The organism is Tenacibaculum sp. L6, from assembly GCF_028823685.1.
Lineage (GTDB): Bacteria > Bacteroidota > Bacteroidia > Flavobacteriales > Flavobacteriaceae > Polaribacter.
The window spans coordinates 1-22,996 of the sequence record NZ_JAPEHZ010000009.1 but is presented as its reverse complement, the minus strand read 5'-3'; the positions used below and the strand labels follow the sequence as shown (position 1 = coordinate 22,996).

Below are 22,996 nucleotides of genomic sequence, written 5' to 3'. Positions count from 1 at the left end.
CAATTAATTATGAGCAAAAACTTTAGATCGATAGTACTAATAGCTGGAATCGTAATTTTAGCTTACGGAGTTTACACCCTTGTACAACCAGAAACACAAGTTTCTGTTGGAGATGTAGATTTAATAAAAGTACAAGACAACACTGGCTCGTATATTACCATAGTTATTGGAATAGCAGCTATTGCCTTTAGCTCTTTTTTCGGAAAGAAATAAAACCTTAAACGAATAAAATAAAAAGCGGAAAACTTAGTAGTTTTCCGCTTTTTATTTATACATGTTGATCTATTAAAATCGTATTCCCATCAGGGTCAAAAAATATAATACTTGCAGGACCTGATGTGTTCTTATCAGCTTCTCTTTTTAGCTTGATGTGGTTTTCTTTTAAATGCTGTTGAATACTTCTCACATCATCAAAATCTTCTAATTTGTTTGCGTTTTCATCCCAACCTGGGTTAAACGTTAAAATGTTATTTTCAAACATCCCCTGAAACAATCCTATTAATGAATTACCATTTTTCATAATCAGATAGTTCTTTTCTATTTGACCTGCAAAAACAGTAAACCCCAACATTTCATAAAATTCTTTCGATTTATCAATATCTTTTACTGATAAACTGATTGAAAAAACCCCTAGTTTCATAATATTTTCTTTTTAATTTCTTTCTTCAAAAGGTATAATAATTCCTTTTTCAACATATTTTTTTAAGTCCGTTTAGCAACAATGCCCAACAATAGGAAGAGTGCTTAAAATGATCATTCTCTTCTATCCAACCGGTGTGAAAAAAATGCACCCAAGTAACTCCATCATCTTTTTCAAACAAATCAAAACCAAAAGTAGTCGGGTTCCAATCCTTATCTGATTTCGTCATTTTTATGTGAAAAGAAGTGTTTTCTTTACACTCAACTACTTCGCATACCAATTGTATGGTTCGCCAAAAAAGAAGTTGTATTCAATTCCTATTTTAGGCGTTCCAGTACATTTAAGTGGCCACCAATGTACCAAGTCTTCTTGATTAGTAATTGCCTTAAAAACCTCATTAGACAATGCCTTTATATGAAAATTATGATAAATGGTAAATCCTTCTTTAATAACTTTCACAATCACCTGATTTTATAGCTATTAAAGTTACTAAAAAAATTAAATCAAAATAAAAACATCGTTTTACCTGTAAACATTATTTACAAACAATATCCTTTTTACAAAATAATCGTTTACATCAATATCATTCATGAGAATGTAATTTGACATCGTATGGGGATGAATTGGATCTGCAGTAATTTGGATCTTGTTAAGATAATTTTCAATAAATTCTGATTTATTAGATATCTTTTTTAAAGCCTTTATATACAATCCTGAAAGGTTAATCTGAACTCTTTCTTTTTTAAGGAGTTTTAGTGTTTTATCTTTATTTTCACAACAAAATATAGTTGATTTTGTATATCCAATCGTATTGTTTGTTGTTAAATATTTATATCTTTCTTTTATTAAAAACCCTTTTTTTCCTGAAGAGAGCTGCCTTTTTTCAATCCAAGTAGAATCTGGAACACAGTATACGTGTAGTTTAAAATCATCATCTTTAAACCTTGCTTTACTTTTTTCTAGAATCGAATAATTTTCTTCAACAATAGTTTGTAAAAACTCTTTATAAGCATTTTCTAATGTAACATTCGGATATTCCTTCTTCAACATGTTCGTTTCAAAATCTTCTAAAAGTGAGTTTAAAATTTTTACATTTTTTTCACCAAATTCATTTTCAAATTCAGCTTGTTGAGAGTAACCCTTCAAAGAAAAGACAAGCAAACAAACGAGCAATACAATATTTTTCATTTCAAGCAATTAAATAGTTATTTAACCAAAATATTCATTTATAGCTAAACATCAAAACATATTTACATAAAAAAATCCCACACAAAAGTGCAGGATTTCAATATTTATAGGTCGAAATTTTCGACTACATTTCTAAGGCTTTCTTAGGATTGTTATCCATTAATAATTCTACTGGATTTTCTAACGCTTCTTTTACAGCAACTAAGAACCCAACAGACTCACGACCATCAATAATTCTGTGATCATAAGATAACGCCACATACATAATTGGTTGAATAACTACCTCACCATTTACCGCCATTGGACGATTAACGATGTTGTGCATTCCTAAAATTCCACTTTGTGGAGGATTGATAATTGGTGTAGATAACATAGATCCAAATACACCACCGTTAGTGATCGTAAATGTACCTCCTGTCATTTCATCAACCGTAATTTGTCCATCGCGAGCACGTAATGCTAAACGCTTTACTTCGCTTTCAACTCCTCTAAACGTTAAATTTTCAGCATTTCTAATAACAGGAACCATTAATCCTTTAGGACCTGATACTGCAATAGAAATATCTTGGAAATCGTGGCTTACTTTGTAATCTCCATCAATCATAGAGTTTACGTCTGGATACATTTTTAATGCTCTTACCACTGCTAAAGTAAAGAATGACATAAACCCTAAACCTACACCGTGTTTCGCTTTAAAAGCATCTTTGTATTCGTTACGTAAATCGAAAATTGGTTGCATGTTTACCTCGTTAAACGTAGTTAACATCGCAGTTTCGTTCTTTACAGAAACTAAACTCGCTCTGCAACTTTACGACGTAACATAGATAATTTCTTACGCTCACTAGTACGAGAACCTGTTCCTGGAGTTCCCATTGATGGAACCGCATTTACAGCGTCTTCTTTAGTTACACGACCATCTTTACCAGTTCCTTGAACGTCAGCTGCACTCATTCCTTTTTCAGCTAACACTTTCTTAGCTGCTGGAGATGCTGTACCTGTTGCGTATGTTTCTTTAACTGGCTCAGCTTTAGGCGCCTCTTTTTTCTCTTCAGCTTTAGGTGCTTCAGCTTTTGGCGCTGCTGCTCCGTCAGGTTTTGCTGCACTCATATCAATATGACAAACTACAGCTCCTACTGCTACTGCATCACCTTCTTCAGCTTTTAAAGTGATTATTCCGCTTTCTTCCGCAGGCAATTCTAACGTTGCTTTGTCAGAATCTACTTCGGCAATCGGTTGATCTTTCTCAACGTAATCACCATCTTCAACTAACCAAGTTGCGATTTCTACTTCTGTAATTGATTCCCCCGGAGAAGGAACTTTCATTTCTAAAACCATCAGTTCTAAATTTTATATATCTGAATTATTTTATTTCTTTTATTTGGGCGTTTCCCTATCGGGTCGGGCTTTACGCGCTACACGGTAGCTTGCTTCAATCCCTAACGCATTTATTTTTTAATCAAAAACCTTATCAATAATAGCTTGATGACGTCTTCTAAATCGTGCTCCTGAACCTGCTGCTGGTGATGAACGGTACTCTTCTGAAGCACATTCTAATCTAGCCAATTCAAAACGTTCTAACATATAACTCCAAGCTCCCATGTTTTTAGGTTCTTCTTGTGCCCAAACATAACGCTCTACATTTGGATACTTATCCATCACCTCTTTGATTTTATCATTGTGTAATGGGAATAACTGCTCTATACGAATTAAAGCTACATCTTCTCTACCAAGCTTTTCACGCTCCTCTAGTAAATCATAATAGAACTTACCTGTACAGAACACCATTTTTTTCACTTTAGAAGTATCAATAGTATCGTCAATTACTTCTTGAAAAGTTCCGTTCGCTAAATCTTCAATAGGATTTACTGCTTTTGGTAAACGTAATAAACTTTTTGGGGTAAAAACAACTAACGGTTTTCTAAAATCACGCTTCATTTGACGACGCAAAATGTGATACATGTTTGCTGGCGTAGAACAGTTTGCAATTGTCCAGTTATCAGTTGACGATGATTGTAAGAAACGTTCAATTCTTCCTGATGAGTGCTCAGGCCCTTGACCTTCGTACCCATGAGGCAGTAACATTACCAATCCGTTTTGTAACTTCCACTTATCTTCTGCCGAAGAAATATATTGGTCGAACATGATTTGTGCTCCGTTAGCAAAATCACCAAACTGAGCTTCCCAAATTGTTAAGGTATTTGGAGCTGCCATTGCATATCCGTAGTCGAAACCTAATACTCCATATTCTGATAAATGAGAGTTGTAAATCGTCATCTCTCCTTTATTCTTAGGATTTGTGTTTAATAAGTTAACACGCTCTAAGGTATCTTCATCACGCATAATTGCATGACGATGAGAGAATGTTCCTCTTTCTACATCTTCTCCAGAAATACGAATATCGTAACCTTCTTCTAATAAAGTACCGTATGCTAAGTTTTCAGCAGTACCCCAATCTAACAAGTTATCTTCAAAAACCATTTTTTCACGACCGTGTAAAATACGCTCTGCTTTACGAACAAACTTATGTCCTTCTGGAGTTTTCGAAATAACTCTTGCAATATCTTTTAAACCTTCTACCGAGTAGGTTGTATCTACAGGTTGCAACATATGTTGTAACTGCTTACGTACAAAACCTTCCCAAACATCAGGCATGAATTCTTGAATTTTTGCTGTTTCTTTCTTTTTAGATTCAGCAAACTCAACTTCTAAATGCGCTTTGAATTCTTCAGTAATCTCTTTTAAGTAGTCAGCAGTAATGCTTCCTTCAGCAATTAATTTATTTGCATAAATTTCTCTAGCATTTTTATGCTTAGAAATTGCTTTGTATAATTTAGGCTGCGTAAAACGAGGTTCATCACCTTCGTTATGACCGTATTTACGATACCCTAATAAATCAATAAAAATGTCTTTGTTGAATTTCATACGATATTCAACAGCCATTTCCATTGCGTGACAAACAGCTTCTGCATCATCAGCATTTACATGTAATACTGGTGATAAAGTTACTTTAGCAACATCTGTACAATACGTACTTGAACGCGCATCTAAGTAGTTAGTAGTGAATCCTACCTGGTTGTTTACTACTACGTGAATAGTACCTCCTGTTTTGTATCCGTTTAACTGTGCCATTTGCACAACTTCGTATACAATACCTTGACCTGCAATTGCAGCATCACCGTGTACTAAGATTGGAAGGATTTTGTTTTCATTTCCTTCGTAATCTTTATCTATCTTAGCTCTAACAATTCCTTCAGCAACAGCATCTACTGTTTCTAAATGAGATGGGTTAGGAACTAAATTCATTTTCATTTTTTGACCTCCTTGATACTCTTTGCTTAAGGTTAACCCTAAGTGGTATTTTACATCCCCATCAATATCTTGGTCTTCAAAATCTTTTCCTTCAAATTCACTAAATAAATCGCGAATTGGTTTTTTAAAGATATTTACTAAGGTATTCAAACGTCCACGGTGTGCCATTCCTAACACACACTCTTCTACACCATACAACTCAGCTGCATCTCTAAGTGCTACACTTACCCCAGGAATTAAGGTTTCACCACCTTCAACAGAGAAACGCTTTTGCCCAACATATTTTGTTTGCAAGAAACTTTCAAAAGTTGAAGCTTGGTTTAATTTGGTAAGAATATACTTTTTAGATGCTACATCATAACTAGGATGGTTTGCGTTTTTATTTAAACGCTCATTCCACCACTTTAACTCTTCAGGGTTGCGTACATACATATACTCAACTCCGATGCTCTCACAGAATACAGATTTTAAATAATCTATAATCTCAGCTAAGCTTTTAGGACCTATACCTAAAATTTCACCTGCATTAAAAACTGTGGATAAATCTCCTTGATTTAAACCAAAATTTTCAATTTCTAAAGTTGGCGTGTAAGTTCTTCTGTTACGAACTGGGTTTGTTTTGGTAAACAAATGTCCACGTGTGCGGTAACCGTTGATTAAATCGATTACTAAAAATTCTTTACGTACTTCTTCAGGGACTTCTATCGAAACTTCTTCATCTGTTAATGAATAATTCTCGTTAGCCAAATCATATCCTTGAAAAAAACTTCTCCAACTTGGTTCTATCGCATCAGGATTTTTTTGATATTGTTCATACAAATCACCTATAAAACCTGCGTGTGCTGCGTTTAAGAACGAAAACTTGTCCATATATTTTGTTATACTTTTCTATCTATAAGAATAATGTTGACAAAAGTACAACTTTTACTAAAAATAGCACTCCTTTTTAGCCTAATTTTAAACTCTTTAACGAGTTTTTAGTTTTTGTTAAATTTGCGTTAAGCACGCCTCTTTTTATTAAAAATAAAACACTGAATTTCAGCATCAAGAAAAATAGTTTTATTTTTTTTAAAAAATAATTTGCAGATATAAAAAAAGGACTTAAATTTGCACTCGCATTTTAAGACAAGCATGTTTTAAATTCCTCAATAGCTCAGTTGGTTAGAGCATCTGACTGTTAATCAGAGGGTCCCTGGTTCGAGTCCAGGTTGAGGAGCCAAAAAAATCCGATTTACTTACGTAAATCGGATTTTTTATTTCACCTAAACTTAAAATTACACAAAAGCCCAACTTACTAACAAGTAGTAAGCCAGACTTCTGCTCTTGTATATACTAAATTAATGAAACAAAGTTTTCATAATAGGTTACTGCGCACTCCAACCTCCATCTAAAGCAAATGAAGTTCCAGTAATAGTTGATGAAGTGTCTTTTGCCAATAACAGAGCCATATCAGCAATTGTTTCCAACGGAACGAACTGTTTTACCGCCTGTTTTTTCAGCATTACTTTTTCAACAACCTCTTCTTCTGACATCTGATGTGCTTTCGCCTGATCTTTTATTTGCCCTTCTACTAAAGGTGTTTTTACATATCCTGGACAAATTGCATTACATGTTATATTATAAGGCGCACCTTCTAAAGCTAGAACCTTTGTCATACCTATTACACCGTGTTTTGCTGTTACATAGGCTGTTTTAAACTCTGATGCCCTCAAGCCATGAACTGATGAAACATTGATAATCCTACCGAATTTCTGATCCTTCATAAAATTCCACGCTTTTTTTGAAGCATAGAAAGCAGCGTTCATATTAATAGCAATAATACTTTCATACTTATTATTCGGAAAATCTTCTACAGGAGAAACATACTGTATCCCTGCATTATTAACCAACACATGCAATGTACCAAACACTTTTATTGTTTGCTCTATTAATGTTTCAACCTCATCTGCAATCAGTAAATTCGCATTTGAAAAAGAAACTTTCACATTATACTTATCTCCTACACTTTTTGCTATTTTATCACCATCTGTCTCCAAACCATGAAACATAATATTGTAACCTGCTTTGGCAAAAGCCTCTGCAATACCTAAGCCGATACCGCTAGTACTTCCTGTTATCAACGCTACTTTATTCATGATTCAGAAAATTTTCAAGCACTTTATTAAAAGCCTCTGGTTGATCTATTACCGCTCCATGTCTTGAGTTTTCAATTACAGACAGTGTTGCATTCGGCATTCTTTTTACATATTCTTCCTTGAAAGAAACAGGAGTATAATCCATATCAGAAGCTACCACTAGCGTTCTAACTGTAATATCTTTTAATTTTTCTCCTAAACCCCAATCCATCAACGTGACAAATGAATTATAATACGCATCATAATCATTGTTTTTACATCGTTCTTCAAATTGATTTCTTATTTCAACTTGATCATCTTCAGGAAACATGTTATAGGCAATTTCTTTAGCCAAAGGAAATAATCCTTTGGTTTTCAAAAACTCGGTTCTTGAACTCAATAATTCTTCACCTATTTTTCCCATATCATTAAAATCGGGACCACTATTTACAATAACCAGTTTATTAATGTATTCAGGATTACTGGAAGCTAATTGAAATGCTACCGCTCCTCCCATAGAAAAACCTATAACCGTGGCTTTTTCTATTTTTAAAACATCTAGTAATTGCTTAATATCTTCGGTCATGAATTTTACCCCGTAGTCTTTAGAGGGAATGGAAGTTTTTCCATGCCCCCTAAGATCTACTACCACAACACGATACTTTTCTGAAAAGAAAGAATGAACCTCGCCTTTTCCATATTCTTCATAATCAAGCTCTATATTGTTTACTTTTACTTTCGGCATACTTTATAAGCTTAACGGATTCGGTTTTATTTTTTCTTAAATGCGTTAAAGTTATATTTAAGCTCGAACGAAACTAACCTTCCAACCTCTGGAGAAGCTACAAATTCTCTTATACTTGCGTCGAAAATATTAGTAACATTCATACCAACTGATATATTATCATTTAAATTATACCCTAAGTTAGCATCTACTGTAAAACCACCTAAAGGACCATAATTCCATGTTCTTCCTACACGAGCATTTTCAACGATTTCATTTACTCCATCTCCATCTAAGTCTTGTGTTTTAGCGGCAACATTGATTCCTGAAAAGAAGTCATAGTCTTGCACCCAACGTCCGAAAAGAGCTCCGTACAATTTCTTCCCACCATAATGTAACCCTAAACTCAATTTATTTTCAGGTGTATTGATAGGCAACTCACTTTCTAAAACAACTCCATCTAAATTACCATCATTGTTCATATCATTTTTATCTAAACTACGTCCGAAATACGAATAGTTTAACGATGTTCTAATCGCATCCGTAAAATAGTAGTTCAACCCAAGGTCGAATCCGTAGGTGTCTACATTTCCAAAATTGCTATAGGTTAATAAAAGTGGTGATGCACTAGCCCCAGCCGAAACCTCATCAATAGGTTGATCTCCGATATGAGTCACGTAATTACCGTTAGCTGCATCTACTATATTTAACAAAGGGCTTATGAAGTTTTCTGACATATTATAGTATGCACTTGCATCAATATAAAACTTATCTGTAAGCTTTCCTTTGTAACCAAACTCAAAAGAGTTGATAGTTTCTACCTCTAACTTATCGATCTTAGTTCCATCAGTTAACGCAAACCCTTCTCCGTTTCCTAAAACTAACCCTCCAAATAAATTTCCTTGTAAGTTTAATATTGATGGTACTGCCATACCTCTACCATACGTTAATCTAAATGTTCCTTCACCAATTGTTTTAGTAACTGCTGCTTTTGGCAAGAAGTTAGTTCCGTATAAATCATGATTATCTGCTCTTATACCCGCTAAAAAGTTCCAGCCCGATTCTAATTTATATTCAAACTGACCATACACTCCTTTTTGAGCAATATCAATCGAACCATCTTGATCTAACAAATAAGTACCTTTAGAATCTGCCATATCTAACTGATATTGCGCTCCTGCAGTTACATAAAACTCTCCCCAATTATTGTTATACTGCGCCTCTGCATTGAATCTTTCAGACGCATCTTTAAAAAGTGCTCCTCTAGGAACTGCTATACCAAAAGCAGGAACCCATTGTTCATATAATGCACGACTCCAAGCTTCTTCTTCTGAAAAACCATTTTCAATAAATGACACATAGTTTTGTGTACGCTGATTAATTGCATAGGTTTCATCTGTTTTACTCCATGTATAATATGCATTTGCAAAAAAGTTTTTAGACACATATTTTAATTGAGCAATATCTAAAGTCCAATCTTTAATTTGGTTACGACCAGCATTTGTAACCGCTAAATTGGTATTATTACTATGCCCATAATATGCTGTAATTTCTGAACTACTAGTAGGCTTGTAGTATAACGAGGCTCCATATTTTAAGGCATTAAAATCACGATCTAAGTTTTTCTCTCCATATGCTTTTGTCCCAACATATACACTATCTACATAATTAAACTCTGTACCTTGTGTACTTTCTAAGTGAATTTTATAAGCAAACTTATCACTCAACACCTGCGCATGACGTAATCTACCTGTAACTACATTTTGATCTCCAGCACCAACTGCAATTGTAGTTCCTTCTGAAGTTCTTGGGTTTTTAGTTATTGTACTCACCAAACCATTATGAGCATTCGGCCCATACAATGTTCCGTTTGGCCCTAATAAAATCTCTACACGCTCAACATCATCTTTAGTAACTGTTGAAAACGAACCATAAGGTAATCCTGTTGCAATTAACATCGAAACCCTATCGTCTGTCATTTGCAAGTTTTTTGAATTGAATGCTGAGTTAAAACCACGGATATTAATCCCTGTTCCTAAAACACCACTACGCACAAAATCTACACCTTTTTGTCTTGCTGCTAATTCACCTATGTTAAAACTAGGAAAATCCTGAATATCTTTTGCCGTAATAACATTAACTGTTGCTGGCACTTCAGTAATTTTTTGTGGTTTTTTATTCGCCGTTAGTATAACCTCATCTAAAACACTACTTGCTTCTTTTAAAGAAATATTTAGTTGTGTTTTCTTTTCATTTTGAACAGCTACTGTTTTGGTTACACTTTCGAAACCTACGAATGAGACAAGCACACTGTAAGTTCCTTCATCAATATTTTCAATTGCAAATTTCCCGTCAAAATCAGCATCAATCCCTTTATCTATACTTTTAATATATACTGTGGCTCCTGCTAAAGGCACTCCATTTGTATCTGTAATTACCCCTTGAATACCTCCTGTACCTTGTGCACTTAGAGTTAAAGAACTAATTAAGACTAAAAAGAAAAATAGTTTTTTCATAATTTTAGATTGTTATTAAGTTTGTTTCACTCGCAATCTATCGGGAAATGAAAAATAAACCATTTGAAAAACAAAAACTATAAACTGTGACTTTTAATTGTTTTTATTTTTTTAATCATAAAAATCTACATAAAACTTAAGATTTAAAAGAAAGTTACTCAATATGAGACTTTAATTTCAAAAAAGCCTCTGGAAGGTTATCTGACAACTTATTTATCACCCTGAACATCAACTGTTTTTGATTCATCGTTGGTGTTATACCCTCTAAAGGTTGTTTAATTTCTTCCAGCAAACGAGCCGAATTAATTTTCCCTTCCATATACCTTGAAAGTGAAATACTCCATGAAATATTAGGGACATAATTGCTTTTCTTCTGACGTTCTTTTTCCTTTTCAATCAAATTAAACTTTGAAGCTAACTTTAGTACTTCCTCATATTTTTCCTCTGTGACTAATACATTAATATACGATGTGAAGAAATGATGCCAACGATGTTTTAATACCTCATTTTTATGTTTTCTTAAAAAAGTTTTTGCAGTTGCTTCGGCTATTTTATGTTTATGAAGTTCCGAAAGTACTCGAACTTTATATGAACAGTATCCTATTTTTTGATGATAATTATGGATTTCTTTATAAAGTCCTTCATATTTTTCAAGTAAAGAAAACGCCTCTTCTGGCTTGTTATTTCGTAATAAAATAGCCACCAAATTATTTAGATACATTAACGTATCATTGTTATTCTGTCTAATTGAAAGATACCCGTAAAACTCAGCTTCTTCAAACTCATTTTGTTTAGAATGCAATAAAACTCGACTCGCATAGTAGTTAGAAAGCAAGCGTCTAGAGTACATTACACCTTGACTAAAATATGCATCAATTTGATCGAAAAGTAATTTCAACTTATCATTCTCATTATAATTTGTATACATAAACGCCAACAAAACAAATGCTTGATAACGGTTTTTACCATCGATAGATTCATCTTTAAACACTTGCAACAACCATTCTTCTAGATGTTTTGTTTCGTTATTATTTAAGGTATATTGATTAGTGATTTCTGTAGTTGCATCATACAATTTGTCATGTATTTCTTTTGCCGCTATATAATTCGCCTCATACTCCTTAATGAAGTTAGCGACAATTTCGTGATCATTATAACGCATTCGCACCAACAAATACGATTTGTACTCTTTAGCAAGATTGTAAAAACTTTGAAAATTATGCTCAATGCTTTTGTATGAAATTATATACTGAAGAAACTCTTTCTCCTCTTGTGAAGTGATAGCATCGGTTAAAATTTTCTTTTTTAACGACATTAACCAATCTATTGTAACATCAACATCTATACTGGTTAATTTTTTCTGAGTCCAATCTTTTACATACGAGTATTTTCGTTTATCAATAGAAGTATCAAAATCTGTAAAACCATTTTTGGACAATGCATTTTTGATAATAAGATCACTTATTACACATTTTTCTTCTCCTTTAAATTGATATACTGTTTGGAGGTATTTCGCCTCGTTTGGCAAAATAGTTTTACTAAACTCTGTAAATTTTTTAAGCTTCGTTTTCATTAATCGCTTTCTACAAATTCTTGTATGAGCAAGTTAACTTTTTTAGGCTTTTCAAATTGCGCAAAATGCCCACAATTTTCTATATACTTTACAGTAACATTTTTTATTTTATCTGCCGCGATACTTCCTACATCTTGAATCGTTAATGTTGGATGTAAATATCTATTCGGAATCAACATATCTTTATCTCCAAAAACAACTAGGGTCTTTTGAGAAATTTTCTCTAAATCGTCATGTACAGGATCATCCAGCATTCCGAATACACTTTTTACAATTGCATTACAATGAGCATCAAAATCGGACGCTTGTTTAATTCGAATGCGATCTTCAATCATTTTTGAAACCTCAGCTGGTTGCTCAAAAAAATTAAGCGCATAATTCTTTGCAATTTGCTCATTTGTTGTGTTCTTTACTACCTCAGCGGTATATACACTTTTAAGAATATTTCCTTGATCTTTTGTAAATTTCTCTAATCCCGCTGGTGCTATCAACACTAATTTTTGCACCACTTCTGGATGTTGCAATGCAAGTTTCATACTAGCTTGACCTCCCATAGAATGTCCAACTAAAATCACATTTTTCAATCTTTTTTTCTTGATAAATTTAGATACAATATCAGCAAAAAACGTTGGCGTATAAACTACTTCTGGTTTTGAAGATTTACCATGCCCAGGCAAATCGACAGCAACACAGGTATAATTTTCTTTTAAAGCCTCTATGTTTTTAGACCACGCATCAGCATTACTACTTAAACCGTGTAAAAAAAGTAAGGTCTTATCTCCTTTTCCTTCTTTAAGATATGCGATTTCTATATCATCAATTTTCACACATCTAGTTTTAAACTCGTAGTCTGAAAGTATTTCTTTCATTGGTTTTTTTGTGCTTTGTGCAAATGCAATGGTATTTATCAATGTAAAAATCAACACCAAACTTATCTGTTTCATCTTTTATGTTTTAATCGAATTAAAATAGCGTAACAAGTCTTTTCTCGATACTTTCCCTACACTTGTTAAAGGTATTTCATCTAAAAAGAATATATATTTTGGATGCTTGTATGAGACCAATGTTTCTTTTAATTCTTCTCTTATTTCTTCTACTGTGATATCTTTATCTTCAACCGTTACGAAAGCTACCCCTATTTCTCCCCACTTTTCATCTTTCATGCTTAACACTACTGCTTTTTTAATTCCTTTTAGTGTTTCTAAATGTGCTTCTATTTCTTGCGGATAAATGTTTTCTCCTCCAGATATATACATGTCATTTTTTCTTCCTTTCATATATAAATAGCCGTCTTCATCCATATACACAAAATCACCTGTAAATAGCCATCCTTTTTTAATCGTATTATTGGTTTTTACAGAATTATTCCAATAACCTGGGGTTACAATATTACCTCTAATACACAGCTCACCCACTTCATTGAGTTTTACTTCCTCTCCTTCTGCATTTACTATTTTGGTTTCCAAATAAAAATTAGGCTTCCCTATTGAGTTAGGCTTTAACACTGCCATTTTATGATGAAGTGATGTTATACTAGGTCCTGCTTCTGTTAAACCATATCCTGGACGTATGTATATATTTTTTTCTTTCTTCCAATAGGATACTAGTTCAGGTGGGACTTTTTCTCCACCAGAAATAATGTAACGTAACCCCTGGAGACCAATCTTTTTAAAAATAGGTGTTTTTTGCATCATTAACAACATTGTTGGAAGCGCCATAAACAACGTTGTTTCATTTAACTCTAGCAAACACAACACCTTTTCTGCATCAAACTTTTCCAGCATTCCTATATGTCCTCCCTTATGTAATAACGGAGTTACAAAAACATTCCATCCTGATGTATGATAAGGCGGTAAAGTATTTAATGTAGAATCTCTAAATGTGATACCCAATTGCATGGAAGTATTCAAACTATTCCAAAACAACATTTTGTTGGTATACAGCACTCCTTTTGGATCTCCTGTAGTTCCAGAAGTATAGAATATAAATAGCGGATTTTCTTCCTTAATAGTATAGTCTTTCCTTACAACTTTAACTTCTTTATTTTTATAGAAATATTTTACATCATTCATTAACAGTACAGATGTATTCACGAATTCTAAACCCTCATATTTCTCTAGAAAACTTTTGCTATAAACAAATAATTTTGGCGTACAATCGTCTACTAACTTTTGTAATTCACTTACAGAAAAGCGATAATTCAGAGGCACTAAAATAACCCCCATTCTTTGACAAGCAACAAAAAGAACGATATACTCTAAACCGTGTTCTGCTAAAACAGCAACTCTATCTCCTTCTTCTAAACCTATTTTAGTAAACTTAGCTACTAATCTATCCGCATAGATATCTAAATCACTATATGTATAGTTTTCATGAGTATCATAAGAAGTAAGCGCTACCTTATTAGGCGTATAATCTGCCCACTTAGCTATCCAGTTTAACGTGCTCATTTGTTTTTTTAGCGTCTAATTTATAAAATATATACCCCACTACAAGTGATGCAATTATACCAAAAGCAGCAGAAACTCCCGGATTATTCACGGGCTCTTGCATGTAAGGTGTAAGCCTACCATAGTAAACACCAAAATGCACTACAATAGCAGTAATACTTGCTATAAATACTGATCTTACAGACACGTTTTTCAAAAAAGTCCCGAACAGTACAGGCACAAATGCTGCTGCAAAATAAGCATACACTCCATTTTGCGCGAAGATTGCCACACTTACATCTGGATTTTTTATTTGCTCCCAACTCAACAAAAAGCTTACGATTGCTAAAATGACAATCACTATTTTATTCACTGCAATTGTATTTTCTCCAATCTTGTCTTTAAAAACAGGCTCAAGTATATCCGAAGTAATTGTGATTGACAACGACTGTATTAAACTTTCCAACGTAGAGAGTCCTGCTGAAATAAGCCCCACAACTATAATTAGACCTACTCCAACAGAAAATTTAGCTACTACATACGTTGGTATGATCTCATCCATTTTTAACCCCCTTCCATCAACTGTTAAATCAGGAAAACTAATTCGCGCATACAATCCTACAACAACTACCAAAAAGAACACAATCATAAAAACAACTCCGCTAAATAAGTAGTTGTTGATTTTTTTAGCATCTTTTAACAGCAATGATTTGGTAATAATATGTGGTTGACAAACAATAGCAACTCCAATAATTACCTGAGTGACAATAATTTCAAAATAATCTCTAAATAAAAAGCTTGACGGATTTGTAGGCTTCGTTAAATTAGGGTCAATACTTGATAATTTATTCATAAAACCACCAAATCCTCCTTTAAAAAATTCAAAACCAGACCCCAATAAAATCAACGCAACTACAAACATTATAATAGCCTGAATAGTATTGGTATATACCATCGAATTCGCACCACCAAACATCATATAGCCAAAAACAAATGCAACGATTCCCATTAACACATAAAAAGGATCTACATTTAATGCTTTAGAGATAACCTGTGTGAGTCCTACATTAATTAAAACGATAAACGTGATGAGTAACAATGCTATAATCCCGAAGAAAAAGGCATAATTTTTACTTTCATAGCGCTTACCAATCCACTGTGCCATAGTAGTTGCCTTTACAGCACTACCATGCTTCGCAAACCCTTTTGTAAAAACAATTAAAGAAATAAACGCAGCAATTGGTAAAACCACAGCAAAAGAAATTACCCCCGAAATACCATAAAGTGAAATAAAACCTGGGTTGATAATAAAAGTAGCAGCACTTGTCATAGATGCCGCTAATGATAAGCCCACCACCCAAGCAGGAAAACCTATATTTCCAACAGCGTAATCTTTTATATTTGTGTTCTTTCGTGCTCCACGTACCACGAAATATAAAATCACAGCAGCATAAACCGCTAACAAAACATACATGTAAGTTACTAACTTTTCTGACGCTATCATAAATTATAAGATCTGTTGAAAAACAAATAAAAAAACTTTAAAACAGTAAAGCTGATAAATTTAACCTTATTTAAGTGAGACTTTTACATAAAACCCATTAAAAACTTTAATTTTAACTAAAAACATAAGGAAATTAAAAATGAGACTTAAAAAAAACAAACACTTTTGCCTTTAAAAGATTTCTAACTAAATAGCAACGATATTAAAAAGTGCTTCTTTATTTTTACAGTATGCAATTTCCTAAGAAACTACATCAAAAAATTATACAACGAGAGACACAAAACTCTCTGAGAAAACTTGGTAAAGAAAATTCATTAATCGATTTTTCTTCCAACGATTATTTAGGATTTGCTAAATCGGAAATTATCTTTGACAAAACACATCAATATTTAATTGACAACAATCTCAAAATTAACGGAGCAACAGGTTCGCGTTTACTCTCAGGAAATCATGCACTTTATACTGAAGTCGAAAAACAGTTAGCTAAACTTCATAATTCAGAAACTTCTTTGATTTTTAATTCTGGTTACGATGCTAACATCGGTTTTTTTGCTTCGGTGCCTCAACGTGGTGATATCATTTTATATGATGAACTTATTCATGCTTCTATAAGAGATGGAATTCAATTATCCAATGCAAAATCTTTTAAGTTTAAACATAATGATATAACTCATCTTGATGAGATGCTGAAACGAGTTCAGCATGACGACATAGAAATTTATGTGATTACCGAATCTGTTTTTTCTATGGATGGTGATTCTCCCGATTTGGTATCGATATCTCAAATTGTGGAAAAACACACTAATGTTCATTTGGTAGTAGATGAAGCGCACGCTTTGGGTGTTTTCGACTTCGGATTAATTCAAAAACTACAGTTAGAAAACGCTGTTTTTGCTCGAATTATTACCTTCGGAAAAGGCTTAGGCTGTCACGGATCAGCTATTTTAGGATGCAAGCAATTACAACAATACCTCGTTAATTTTGCGCGTAGTTTTATTTACACAACAGGCTTATCTCCTCATGCGTTAGCTACTATAAAAATTGCTTATGATGTGTTATCAAACTGTCATTCTAGAGAAAAATTAGAGCAAAACATTCAACATTTCATTTCAGAATCAAAAAGGTTACAATTACATTTTATTGAGAGTGCTTCTGCTATTCACTGTTGTATTATTTCTGGTAATGAACGTGTAAAAAACATCGCTTCTCTATTGCAACAAAAGGGATTTGATGTAAAACCTATTTTATCACCAACCGTTCCATTAAATCAAGAACGTTTGCGTTTTTGTTTGCACTCCTATAATTCTAAGGAAGAAATCACCAATGTTTTAGAGAACCTTGCTACTTTTGTAGTATCATGAAACAGCAAAAATATTTTATTACAGGAATTTCAACAGAAGTAGGTAAAACAGTGGCTTCTGCTATTATAACCGAAGCCTTACAAGCCGATTATTGGAAACCTATTCAATCAGGAGATTTAGACTATTCCGACACTCATAAAGTTCAAAAACTAATTTCAAATACAAAAACCGTTTTTCATCCTAATTCATATGCTTTACAGACTCCTATGAGTCCACATGCAGCTGCTGAAATTGATGGAGTTATTATTGAAATTGACAACATCAAAGAACCTGTAACCGAAAACCACTTAGTTATTGAAGGTGCTGGTGGATTATTGGTTCCTTTAAATGATAAAAACACCCTACTTGACGCCATAAAACCCGATTATAAAGTAATTGTAGTGTCTCGTCATTATTTAGGAAGTATCAATCACACCTTATTAACAGTTAACTTACTAAAAGAAAAAGGTTTTGATGTTTCATTAATTTTCTCAGGAAATGAACACAAAACTACCGAGGACATTATCAAAAAAATGACTGGAGCCCCTGTAATTGGTCGTATTGAAGAAGAGCCTTATTTCGATAAAAACGTCATTAAAGAATATGCAGATAAATTCAAAGAAAATTTATGACTTTAACCGAAAGAGATAAAAAACATCTATGGCATCCGCTAAAACAACATCAAACACATCCAAATAGTTTAGGAATTGTAAAAGCAAAAGGATGCATACTAACCGACGAACACGGTAACGAATATATCGATGCTATTTCGTCTTGGTACACCTGTATGTTTGGACATTGTAACGACTATATTACAAGCAGAGTTTACCAACAAATGCAAACATTAGATCAAATAATGTTTAGTGATTTCACCCACGAACCTGCTGTAAAATTATCAGAAGAATTGATTAAAATTCTTCCTGAAAATCAAAACCGAATTTTCTTTAACGATAACGGTTCTACCGCTGTAGAAGCGGGAATTAAAATGGCATTACAATACTATTTTAATAAAGGGGAAAAACGTACAACATTTATTGCTTTTGAAGATGGATTCCATGGTGATACCTTCGGAGCGATGTCTGTTTCTGGATTATCGGTATATAATGGTCCGTTTGAAGATTTTTTAATGGATATTCAACGTATTCCTGTTCCTAACGGAGAAAATAATAACCTCATAGCTGAACAACTACAACAAATTATTTCAGAAAATAAGGTTGCGGGATTCATCTACGAACCTTTAGTTCAAGGAGCAGCTGGAATGAAAATTCACCAAGCTGAAGATTTAAATAGCATATTAGAAATTTGTAAAGAAAATGACATTTTAACTATTGCTGATGAGGTTATGACTGGTTTTGGAAAAACAGGTAACAATTTTGCTTCTGATGAAATTACCACCAAACCAGACATCATGTGTTTAAGTAAAGCGTTGACTGCTGGATTGGTTCCTATGTCAATTACTTCATGTACCGAAGAAATTTACACGGCTTTTTTAGACAATGATATTTCTAAAGGTTTTTTCCATTGCCATACATATTCTGCAAATCCGATAGCTTGTAGTGCTGCTTTGGCTAGTATTGAATTGTTACAGACACAAGAAATTCAAAAGAATATTCAATCTATTGAAAGAAATAATAAAGCCTTTGCTGAGAAAATAGAAAACCACCCAAAAGTAAGTTCAACAAGATGTAAAGGTGTCATTTTAGCGATTGATTTAAACACCAATTCCGGTCGCTATGGAACGCTTCGCGACCAACTTTTAAAATCTTTTATGGATGAAGGTGTTTTCTTACGTCCGTTAGGAAACACTATTTACATTCAACCTCCTTACGTAATTACGCAAGAGCAACTTGAAAAAATATATACAACTATTAAAAAGGTTCTAGATACTCTCTAGAATCTTTTCTTTTTCTAACAAATTAATCTCTTCTTGGGTATCTCTAATTCGAACGTACAAATCTTCATAAACCCATTCGCCATCTATTTTAATTCCTCTAACAACTAAAGTTCCTTCTCCTATATTTCCTCGTATTGGAATAGAAAAATCAACATCTCCATCATCATTTGTAAGCGAAATATTTCCTGAAGGAATCCCGTATTTCTCTATAGGTTCTCCTAAGTTTTTAATAACTAATTCATTTTTGGCTGCTAGCTCTATCGCATATTCTACAGGAGTTGCGTTATTTATCATGTTTGACACTCCAAAAAACGCAGCACCAAGCCCTAAAACAATCAGTAAAATAAACCCTAAACACCCTGTTAGTGGAATAAACCACAGCCAATTTCTTCCAAACCAACTTTTCTGACCTTGTTCGCTCATTACTCTAAATTTTCATCTAAGATAAATATTTTTATTTTCTTTAGAATCCCTGATTTTACCTTTATTTTTGCTGAAATTTTATAGTGTTGAAAGAACCCATCTCAATAACGTCTTTTGCATCCGTTTCCGCTTTAGGAAGCTCTTCTGAAAACATCTGGAAAAACTATTTAAACGACCAGCATTTTTTAACTTTAAAAGAGTTTGAAAACTTTAAAGCTTGGGTTGCACAAATATCTCAAGATGATAAGATTGCTATTGAAGAAGTTCAAAATTCAGATAACAAGTATAAAAACTTAGATCCGTCTGTTTTATACACCTTATTTGTTGCTCGAAAAGCAATAGAGCAAACCAATTGGAAAGCTTCTGACAACTTCGGAATTAACATCGGTTCTTCTCGTGGAGCTACTTCTTTGTTTGAAAAGTACCACAAAGAGTTCTTAGCAACAGGAAAATCATCTACCTTAAGTTCTCCAACCACTACGTTAGGAAATATTTCCTCTTGGATAGCACACGACTTACAAACCAACGGACCAGAAATTTCACATTCTATAACCTGTTCAACCGGATTACATTCTTTGTTAAATGGTGTCGCTTGGTTACAATCTGGAATGTCAGAAAAATTTATGATTGGTGCTAGTGAAGCTTCATTAACCGACTTTACTATTGCTCAAATGCAAGCCTTGAAAGTATATTCAAAAGAAAATGATGAATATCCTTGTAGGGCTTTTGACCTAAACAAAACCAAAAACACCATGGTTTTAGGGGAAGCTGCTTCTGTTTTTTGTTTAGAAAAAGGAACTAAAGAAAATGCTTTTGCATTTATTGAAGGAGTTGGATATGCTACAGAAGTTTTAAAACACAACACTTCTGTTACCACCGACGCTGAATGCTTTCAAAAATCAATGAAAATGGCATTAGGTACTGTTTCTCCTGATGAAATTGACGCTATTGTAATGCATGCTCCTGGAACCATTAAAGGAGATCAATCAGAAATTAATGCGATTCAAAAAGTATTTTGTAACAAAACTCCTTTTTTAACTACCAATAAATGGAAACTCGGTCATACTTTCGGTGCTTCTGGCTTGTTAAGTTTAGAGTTAGCAATGTTAATGATACAACATCAACAAGTAATTGAAGTTCCGTTTGCGCAACCTCAAGAACACCCAAAAAAGTTATCAAAAATATTGGTAAATGCTGTTGGCTTTGGAGGAAATGCCGTTTCCGTTTTAATTACAAAATAAAAATTGTCGATTTCAGGCAATTTATATACTTTTAGTCACTCATTTAAATAATTGCTTTATGATGGAATGGTTTTCTGAATTAACCTCTTTTCAACAAGTTTATTGGGGAATAGCAGGTGTATTTACGCTAATTTTTGTATTTGTTCTTATTGGTAGCTTTATAGGTGCCGATACTGATGATATTGGTGATATTGATACTGAAATAGATGCCGATACAGGTGCTGGATTTCAGTTCTTCACTTTTAAAAACATGATTGCTTTTTTCACCATTTTCGGGTGGAGTGGTATTGCTAGTATGGATGCTGGTAATTCAAACACAATCACACTACTTATTTCTATAATCTGCGGATTGATTATGATGACTATCATGGCAACCTTATTCTACTATATTAGTAAACTAACAGATAGCGGTACCTTACAAATGAAAAATGCACTAAATCAAATTGGAGAAGTGTATTTAACCGTAGGAGCAAATCGCTCTAAAATGGGAAAAGTGCATATAAAAGTACAAAACTCACTTCGTGAACTAGATGCCTTGACAGATAATGATACTGACTTGACACAAGGAACGGTTGTTAAAGTAATCGAAGTAACCTCAAATGGAATATTAATCGTTGAATCTCAAAAATAAAAATTGACTATGTTAAAAATTACTTTATTACAAATTGATGGTTTTGGATTTGCAGGTCCTATCGGGCTCGTTATTGCAATTCTATTTATTTTCATTTTACTCGTTACTTTAATAAAACGCTACAAAAGATGTCCTTCCGACAGAATCTTAGTTGTATATGGTAAAGTTGGCGGCGGACAATCTGCTAAATGTATTCATGGGGGTGCTGCGTTTATTTTCCCTGTAATTCAAGATTACGAATTTTTAGATTTAACACCTATTTCTATTGAAGTAAACTTAGTAAATGCACTATCTAAACAAAACATTCGTGTAAATGTACCTTCTCGTTTTACCATCGGAGTTTCTACCGAGCCAGGAGTAATGCAAAATGCTGCTGAACGTTTGCTTGGTTTAGCAATGAACGATGTTCAAGAATTAGCTAAAGAAATCATTTTTGGTCAGTTACGTTTAGTGGTTGCTTCAATGGATATTGAAGAAATTAACTCTGATAGAGATAAGTTCTTAACCAACATTTCACAAAGTGTAGAATCAGAATTAAAAAAGGTTGGTTTAAAATTAATCAACGTAAATATTACTGATATTGTTGACGAATCAGGATATATTGAAGCTTTAGGTAAAGAAGCTGCTGCACATGCAATCAACGCTGCACGTAAATCAGTTGCTGAGAAAAACAGAGATGGTTCTATTGGGGAAGCAAATGCTGTACAAGATGAAAGAACTCAAGTTGCTGCTGCTAATGCAAAAGCTGTTGATGGTGAAAACACTGCAAAAATTGAAGTAGCAAACTCGAATGCATTAAGAAGACAACGAGAAGCAGAAGCAGAACGTTCTGCAATTGCATCAGAAAAAGTACAATCGGCAAAAGCATTAGAAGAAGCCTATGCTGCAGAACAAGAAGCTGAAAAAGCCAGAGCTGAAAGAGAAAGAGCTTCTCAAATGGCAGATATTATTGTACCTGCAGAGATTGATAAAAACAAAGTAGAAATTGATGCGGAGGCGGAAGCAGAAAGAATCCGTAGAAAAGCAAAAGGAGAGGCTGATGCTATCTTATTTAAAGCGCAAGCAGAAGCACAAGGTTTATACGAAGTATTAACTAAGCAAGCTGCCGGTTTAGATCAAATAGTAAAAGCTGCTGGTAACGATTCGCAAAACGCAGCCTTATTATTAATTGCTGATAAATTACCTGAATTAGTAAAATTACAATCAGAAGCTATTAAAAATATTAAGATTGATAAAGTTACTGTTTGGGAAAATGGTGGAGGAAAAGATGGTAAGACCTCAACATCTAACTTTATTTCAGGAATGTACAATGCAGTACCGCCACTACAAGAAATGTTTAACATGGCAGGCATGCAATTGCCCGATTATTTAAAAGGGAAAGAACTTACAAATAGTGAAGGTAAAATAATCGATCAAGGCGATTCTCCTTCCGAAGAAAAATAAGACTCATAAAATTCCGCTTTCGTAGCG

20 protein-coding genes, 1 tRNA gene and 1 pseudogene are annotated in these 22,996 nt (G+C 33.6%); 8 read left to right on the top strand and 14 right to left on the bottom strand.

What is annotated here, in order from left to right; translation table 11 throughout:
- Positions 1 to 9: 9 nt before the first annotated feature.
- Complete coding sequence (locus OU788_RS03230) at positions 10 to 213, top strand: hypothetical protein (RefSeq protein ID WP_274633823.1); 204 nt, start codon at positions 10 to 12, stop codon at positions 211 to 213.
- A gap of 55 nt (positions 214 to 268) precedes the next feature.
- Here the strand turns inward: OU788_RS03230 and OU788_RS03225 are convergent, their stop codons facing one another.
- The 6 genes and pseudogenes from OU788_RS03225 to OU788_RS03200 all read right to left on the bottom strand — a co-directional run bounded on the left by OU788_RS03225 (position 269) and on the right by OU788_RS03200 (position 6,007).
- Positions 269 to 640 carry a VOC family protein gene (locus OU788_RS03225; protein ID WP_274633822.1) on the bottom strand — a complete coding sequence of 124 codons (372 nt, stop codon included), beginning with the start codon at positions 638 to 640 and terminating at the stop codon, positions 269 to 271.
- A 49-nt stretch (positions 641 to 689) separates the two neighbouring features.
- On the bottom strand, positions 690 to 869 hold the full coding sequence (locus OU788_RS03220; protein ID WP_274633821.1) for a hypothetical protein: 180 nt from the start codon (positions 867 to 869) through the stop codon (positions 690 to 692).
- A 35-nt stretch (positions 870 to 904) separates the two neighbouring features.
- Complete coding sequence (locus OU788_RS03215) at positions 905 to 1,099, bottom strand: hypothetical protein (RefSeq protein ID WP_274633820.1); 195 nt, start codon at positions 1,097 to 1,099, stop codon at positions 905 to 907.
- 63 nt (positions 1,100 to 1,162) lie between these two features.
- On the bottom strand, positions 1,163 to 1,828 hold the full coding sequence (locus OU788_RS03210) for a hypothetical protein (RefSeq protein ID WP_274633819.1): 666 nt from the start codon (positions 1,826 to 1,828) through the stop codon (positions 1,163 to 1,165).
- 124 nt (positions 1,829 to 1,952) lie between these two features.
- Positions 1,953 to 3,163 (bottom strand): annotated as a pseudogene (odhB, locus tag OU788_RS03205) (2-oxoglutarate dehydrogenase complex dihydrolipoyllysine-residue succinyltransferase).
- A gap of 117 nt (positions 3,164 to 3,280) precedes the next feature.
- Entirely contained in the window at positions 3,281 to 6,007 is a 2,727-nt protein-coding gene (locus OU788_RS03200; RefSeq protein WP_274633818.1) for a 2-oxoglutarate dehydrogenase E1 component, read from the bottom strand.
- 272 nt (positions 6,008 to 6,279) lie between these two features.
- Between OU788_RS03200 and OU788_RS03195 the strand changes: the two genes are divergently transcribed.
- A tRNA-Asn gene (locus OU788_RS03195) sits at positions 6,280 to 6,356 on the top strand.
- Between the two features lie 145 nt (positions 6,357 to 6,501).
- On the opposite strand, the gene OU788_RS03190 is transcribed toward OU788_RS03195, so the two are convergent.
- The 7 genes from OU788_RS03190 to OU788_RS03160 all read right to left on the bottom strand — a co-directional run bounded on the left by OU788_RS03190 (position 6,502) and on the right by OU788_RS03160 (position 15,997).
- Positions 6,502 to 7,272 carry a 3-hydroxybutyrate dehydrogenase gene (locus OU788_RS03190; RefSeq protein WP_274633817.1) on the bottom strand — a complete coding sequence of 257 codons (771 nt, stop codon included), beginning with the start codon at positions 7,270 to 7,272 and terminating at the stop codon, positions 6,502 to 6,504.
- Positions 7,265 to 7,996: an alpha/beta fold hydrolase gene (locus OU788_RS03185; protein WP_274633816.1), complete on the bottom strand. Its 732-nt coding sequence runs from the start codon at positions 7,994 to 7,996 to the stop codon at positions 7,265 to 7,267. The genes OU788_RS03190 and OU788_RS03185 overlap by 8 nt, the downstream gene beginning before the upstream one ends.
- 26 nt (positions 7,997 to 8,022) lie before the next feature.
- Positions 8,023 to 10,491, bottom strand: a complete 2,469-nt coding sequence (locus tag OU788_RS03180) for a TonB-dependent receptor (RefSeq protein WP_274633815.1) — start codon at positions 10,489 to 10,491, stop codon at positions 8,023 to 8,025.
- Between the two features lie 154 nt (positions 10,492 to 10,645).
- Complete coding sequence (locus OU788_RS03175) at positions 10,646 to 12,064, bottom strand: hypothetical protein (RefSeq protein WP_274633814.1); 1,419 nt, start codon at positions 12,062 to 12,064, stop codon at positions 10,646 to 10,648.
- On the bottom strand, positions 12,064 to 13,008 hold the full coding sequence (locus tag OU788_RS03170; RefSeq protein WP_274633813.1) for an alpha/beta fold hydrolase: 945 nt from the start codon (positions 13,006 to 13,008) through the stop codon (positions 12,064 to 12,066). Before OU788_RS03170 ends, OU788_RS03175 begins: the two co-directional genes overlap by 1 nt.
- A gap of 3 nt (positions 13,009 to 13,011) precedes the next feature.
- Positions 13,012 to 14,514 carry a class I adenylate-forming enzyme family protein gene (locus OU788_RS03165; RefSeq protein WP_274633812.1) on the bottom strand — a complete coding sequence of 501 codons (1,503 nt, stop codon included), beginning with the start codon at positions 14,512 to 14,514 and terminating at the stop codon, positions 13,012 to 13,014.
- Positions 14,489 to 15,997 (bottom strand): sodium/pantothenate symporter, encoded by a 1,509-nt coding sequence (locus OU788_RS03160; RefSeq protein ID WP_274633811.1) that lies wholly within the window; start codon positions 15,995 to 15,997, stop codon positions 14,489 to 14,491. The genes OU788_RS03165 and OU788_RS03160 overlap by 26 nt, the downstream gene beginning before the upstream one ends.
- Before the next feature lie 230 nt (positions 15,998 to 16,227).
- Between OU788_RS03160 and OU788_RS03155 the strand changes: the two genes are divergently transcribed.
- Genes OU788_RS03155 through bioA form a run of 3 tightly spaced genes read left to right on the top strand, consistent with a single transcriptional unit; the run spans position 16,228 to position 19,231 of the window.
- Positions 16,228 to 17,358 (top strand): aminotransferase class I/II-fold pyridoxal phosphate-dependent enzyme, encoded by a 1,131-nt coding sequence (locus tag OU788_RS03155; RefSeq protein ID WP_274633810.1) that lies wholly within the window; start codon positions 16,228 to 16,230, stop codon positions 17,356 to 17,358.
- Complete coding sequence (gene bioD, locus OU788_RS03150) at positions 17,355 to 17,969, top strand: dethiobiotin synthase (RefSeq protein WP_274633809.1); 615 nt, start codon at positions 17,355 to 17,357, stop codon at positions 17,967 to 17,969. Before OU788_RS03155 ends, bioD begins: the two co-directional genes overlap by 4 nt.
- On the top strand, positions 17,966 to 19,231 hold the full coding sequence (gene bioA, locus OU788_RS03145) for an adenosylmethionine--8-amino-7-oxononanoate transaminase (protein ID WP_274633808.1): 1,266 nt from the start codon (positions 17,966 to 17,968) through the stop codon (positions 19,229 to 19,231). The genes bioD and bioA overlap by 4 nt, the downstream gene beginning before the upstream one ends.
- Here the strand turns inward: bioA and OU788_RS03140 are convergent.
- Positions 19,217 to 19,654 carry a cytochrome c oxidase assembly factor Coa1 family protein gene (locus OU788_RS03140; RefSeq protein WP_274633807.1) on the bottom strand — a complete coding sequence of 146 codons (438 nt, stop codon included), beginning with the start codon at positions 19,652 to 19,654 and terminating at the stop codon, positions 19,217 to 19,219. The two genes, bioA and OU788_RS03140, sit on opposite strands and share 15 nt — an antisense overlap.
- An 86-nt stretch (positions 19,655 to 19,740) precedes the next feature.
- On the opposite strand from OU788_RS03140, the gene OU788_RS03135 reads away from it, so the two are divergent.
- From OU788_RS03135 to OU788_RS03125, 3 genes are read left to right on the top strand one after another with little or no spacing between them, the layout of a single operon-like run.
- Positions 19,741 to 20,895 carry a beta-ketoacyl synthase N-terminal-like domain-containing protein gene (locus OU788_RS03135; RefSeq protein ID WP_274633806.1) on the top strand — a complete coding sequence of 385 codons (1,155 nt, stop codon included), beginning with the start codon at positions 19,741 to 19,743 and terminating at the stop codon, positions 20,893 to 20,895.
- 58 nt (positions 20,896 to 20,953) lie between these two features.
- Positions 20,954 to 21,526 carry a hypothetical protein gene (locus OU788_RS03130; protein WP_274633805.1) on the top strand — a complete coding sequence of 191 codons (573 nt, stop codon included), beginning with the start codon at positions 20,954 to 20,956 and terminating at the stop codon, positions 21,524 to 21,526.
- A 9-nt stretch (positions 21,527 to 21,535) separates the two neighbouring features.
- The gene (locus OU788_RS03125) at positions 21,536 to 22,969 is read left to right on the top strand and encodes a flotillin family protein (protein WP_274633804.1); all 1,434 of its coding nucleotides are present in this window, start codon (positions 21,536 to 21,538) and stop codon (positions 22,967 to 22,969) included.
- Positions 22,970 to 22,996: the final 27 nt, after the last annotated feature.

Bases quoted from the DNA above. Each gene is read 5' to 3' on its own strand.
- OU788_RS03230 (WP_274633823.1), top strand. From the start codon at position 10: ATGAGCAAAAACTTTAGATCGATAGTACTAATAGCTGGAATCGTAATT.
- OU788_RS03225 (WP_274633822.1), bottom strand. From the start codon at position 640: ATGAAACTAGGGGTTTTTTCAATCAGTTTATCAGTAAAAGATATTGAT.
- OU788_RS03220 (WP_274633821.1), bottom strand. From the start codon at position 869: ATGACGAAATCAGATAAGGATTGGAACCCGACTACTTTTGGTTTTGAT.
- OU788_RS03210 (WP_274633819.1), bottom strand. From the start codon at position 1,828: ATGAAAAATATTGTATTGCTCGTTTGTTTGCTTGTCTTTTCTTTGAAG.
- OU788_RS03200 (WP_274633818.1), bottom strand. From the start codon at position 6,007: ATGGACAAGTTTTCGTTCTTAAACGCAGCACACGCAGGTTTTATAGGT.
- OU788_RS03190 (WP_274633817.1), bottom strand. From the start codon at position 7,272: ATGAATAAAGTAGCGTTGATAACAGGAAGTACTAGCGGTATCGGCTTA.
- OU788_RS03185 (WP_274633816.1), bottom strand. From the start codon at position 7,996: ATGCCGAAAGTAAAAGTAAACAATATAGAGCTTGATTATGAAGAATAT.
- OU788_RS03180 (WP_274633815.1), bottom strand. From the start codon at position 10,491: ATGAAAAAACTATTTTTCTTTTTAGTCTTAATTAGTTCTTTAACTCTA.
- OU788_RS03175 (WP_274633814.1), bottom strand. From the start codon at position 12,064: ATGAAAACGAAGCTTAAAAAATTTACAGAGTTTAGTAAAACTATTTTG.
- OU788_RS03170 (WP_274633813.1), bottom strand. From the start codon at position 13,008: ATGAAACAGATAAGTTTGGTGTTGATTTTTACATTGATAAATACCATT.
- OU788_RS03165 (WP_274633812.1), bottom strand. From the start codon at position 14,514: ATGAGCACGTTAAACTGGATAGCTAAGTGGGCAGATTATACGCCTAAT.
- OU788_RS03160 (WP_274633811.1), bottom strand. From the start codon at position 15,997: ATGATAGCGTCAGAAAAGTTAGTAACTTACATGTATGTTTTGTTAGCG.
- OU788_RS03155 (WP_274633810.1), top strand. From the start codon at position 16,228: ATGCAATTTCCTAAGAAACTACATCAAAAAATTATACAACGAGAGACA.
- bioD (WP_274633809.1), top strand. From the start codon at position 17,355: ATGAAACAGCAAAAATATTTTATTACAGGAATTTCAACAGAAGTAGGT.
- bioA (WP_274633808.1), top strand. From the start codon at position 17,966: ATGACTTTAACCGAAAGAGATAAAAAACATCTATGGCATCCGCTAAAA.
- OU788_RS03140 (WP_274633807.1), bottom strand. From the start codon at position 19,654: ATGAGCGAACAAGGTCAGAAAAGTTGGTTTGGAAGAAATTGGCTGTGG.
- OU788_RS03130 (WP_274633805.1), top strand. From the start codon at position 20,954: ATGATGGAATGGTTTTCTGAATTAACCTCTTTTCAACAAGTTTATTGG.
- OU788_RS03125 (WP_274633804.1), top strand. From the start codon at position 21,536: ATGTTAAAAATTACTTTATTACAAATTGATGGTTTTGGATTTGCAGGT.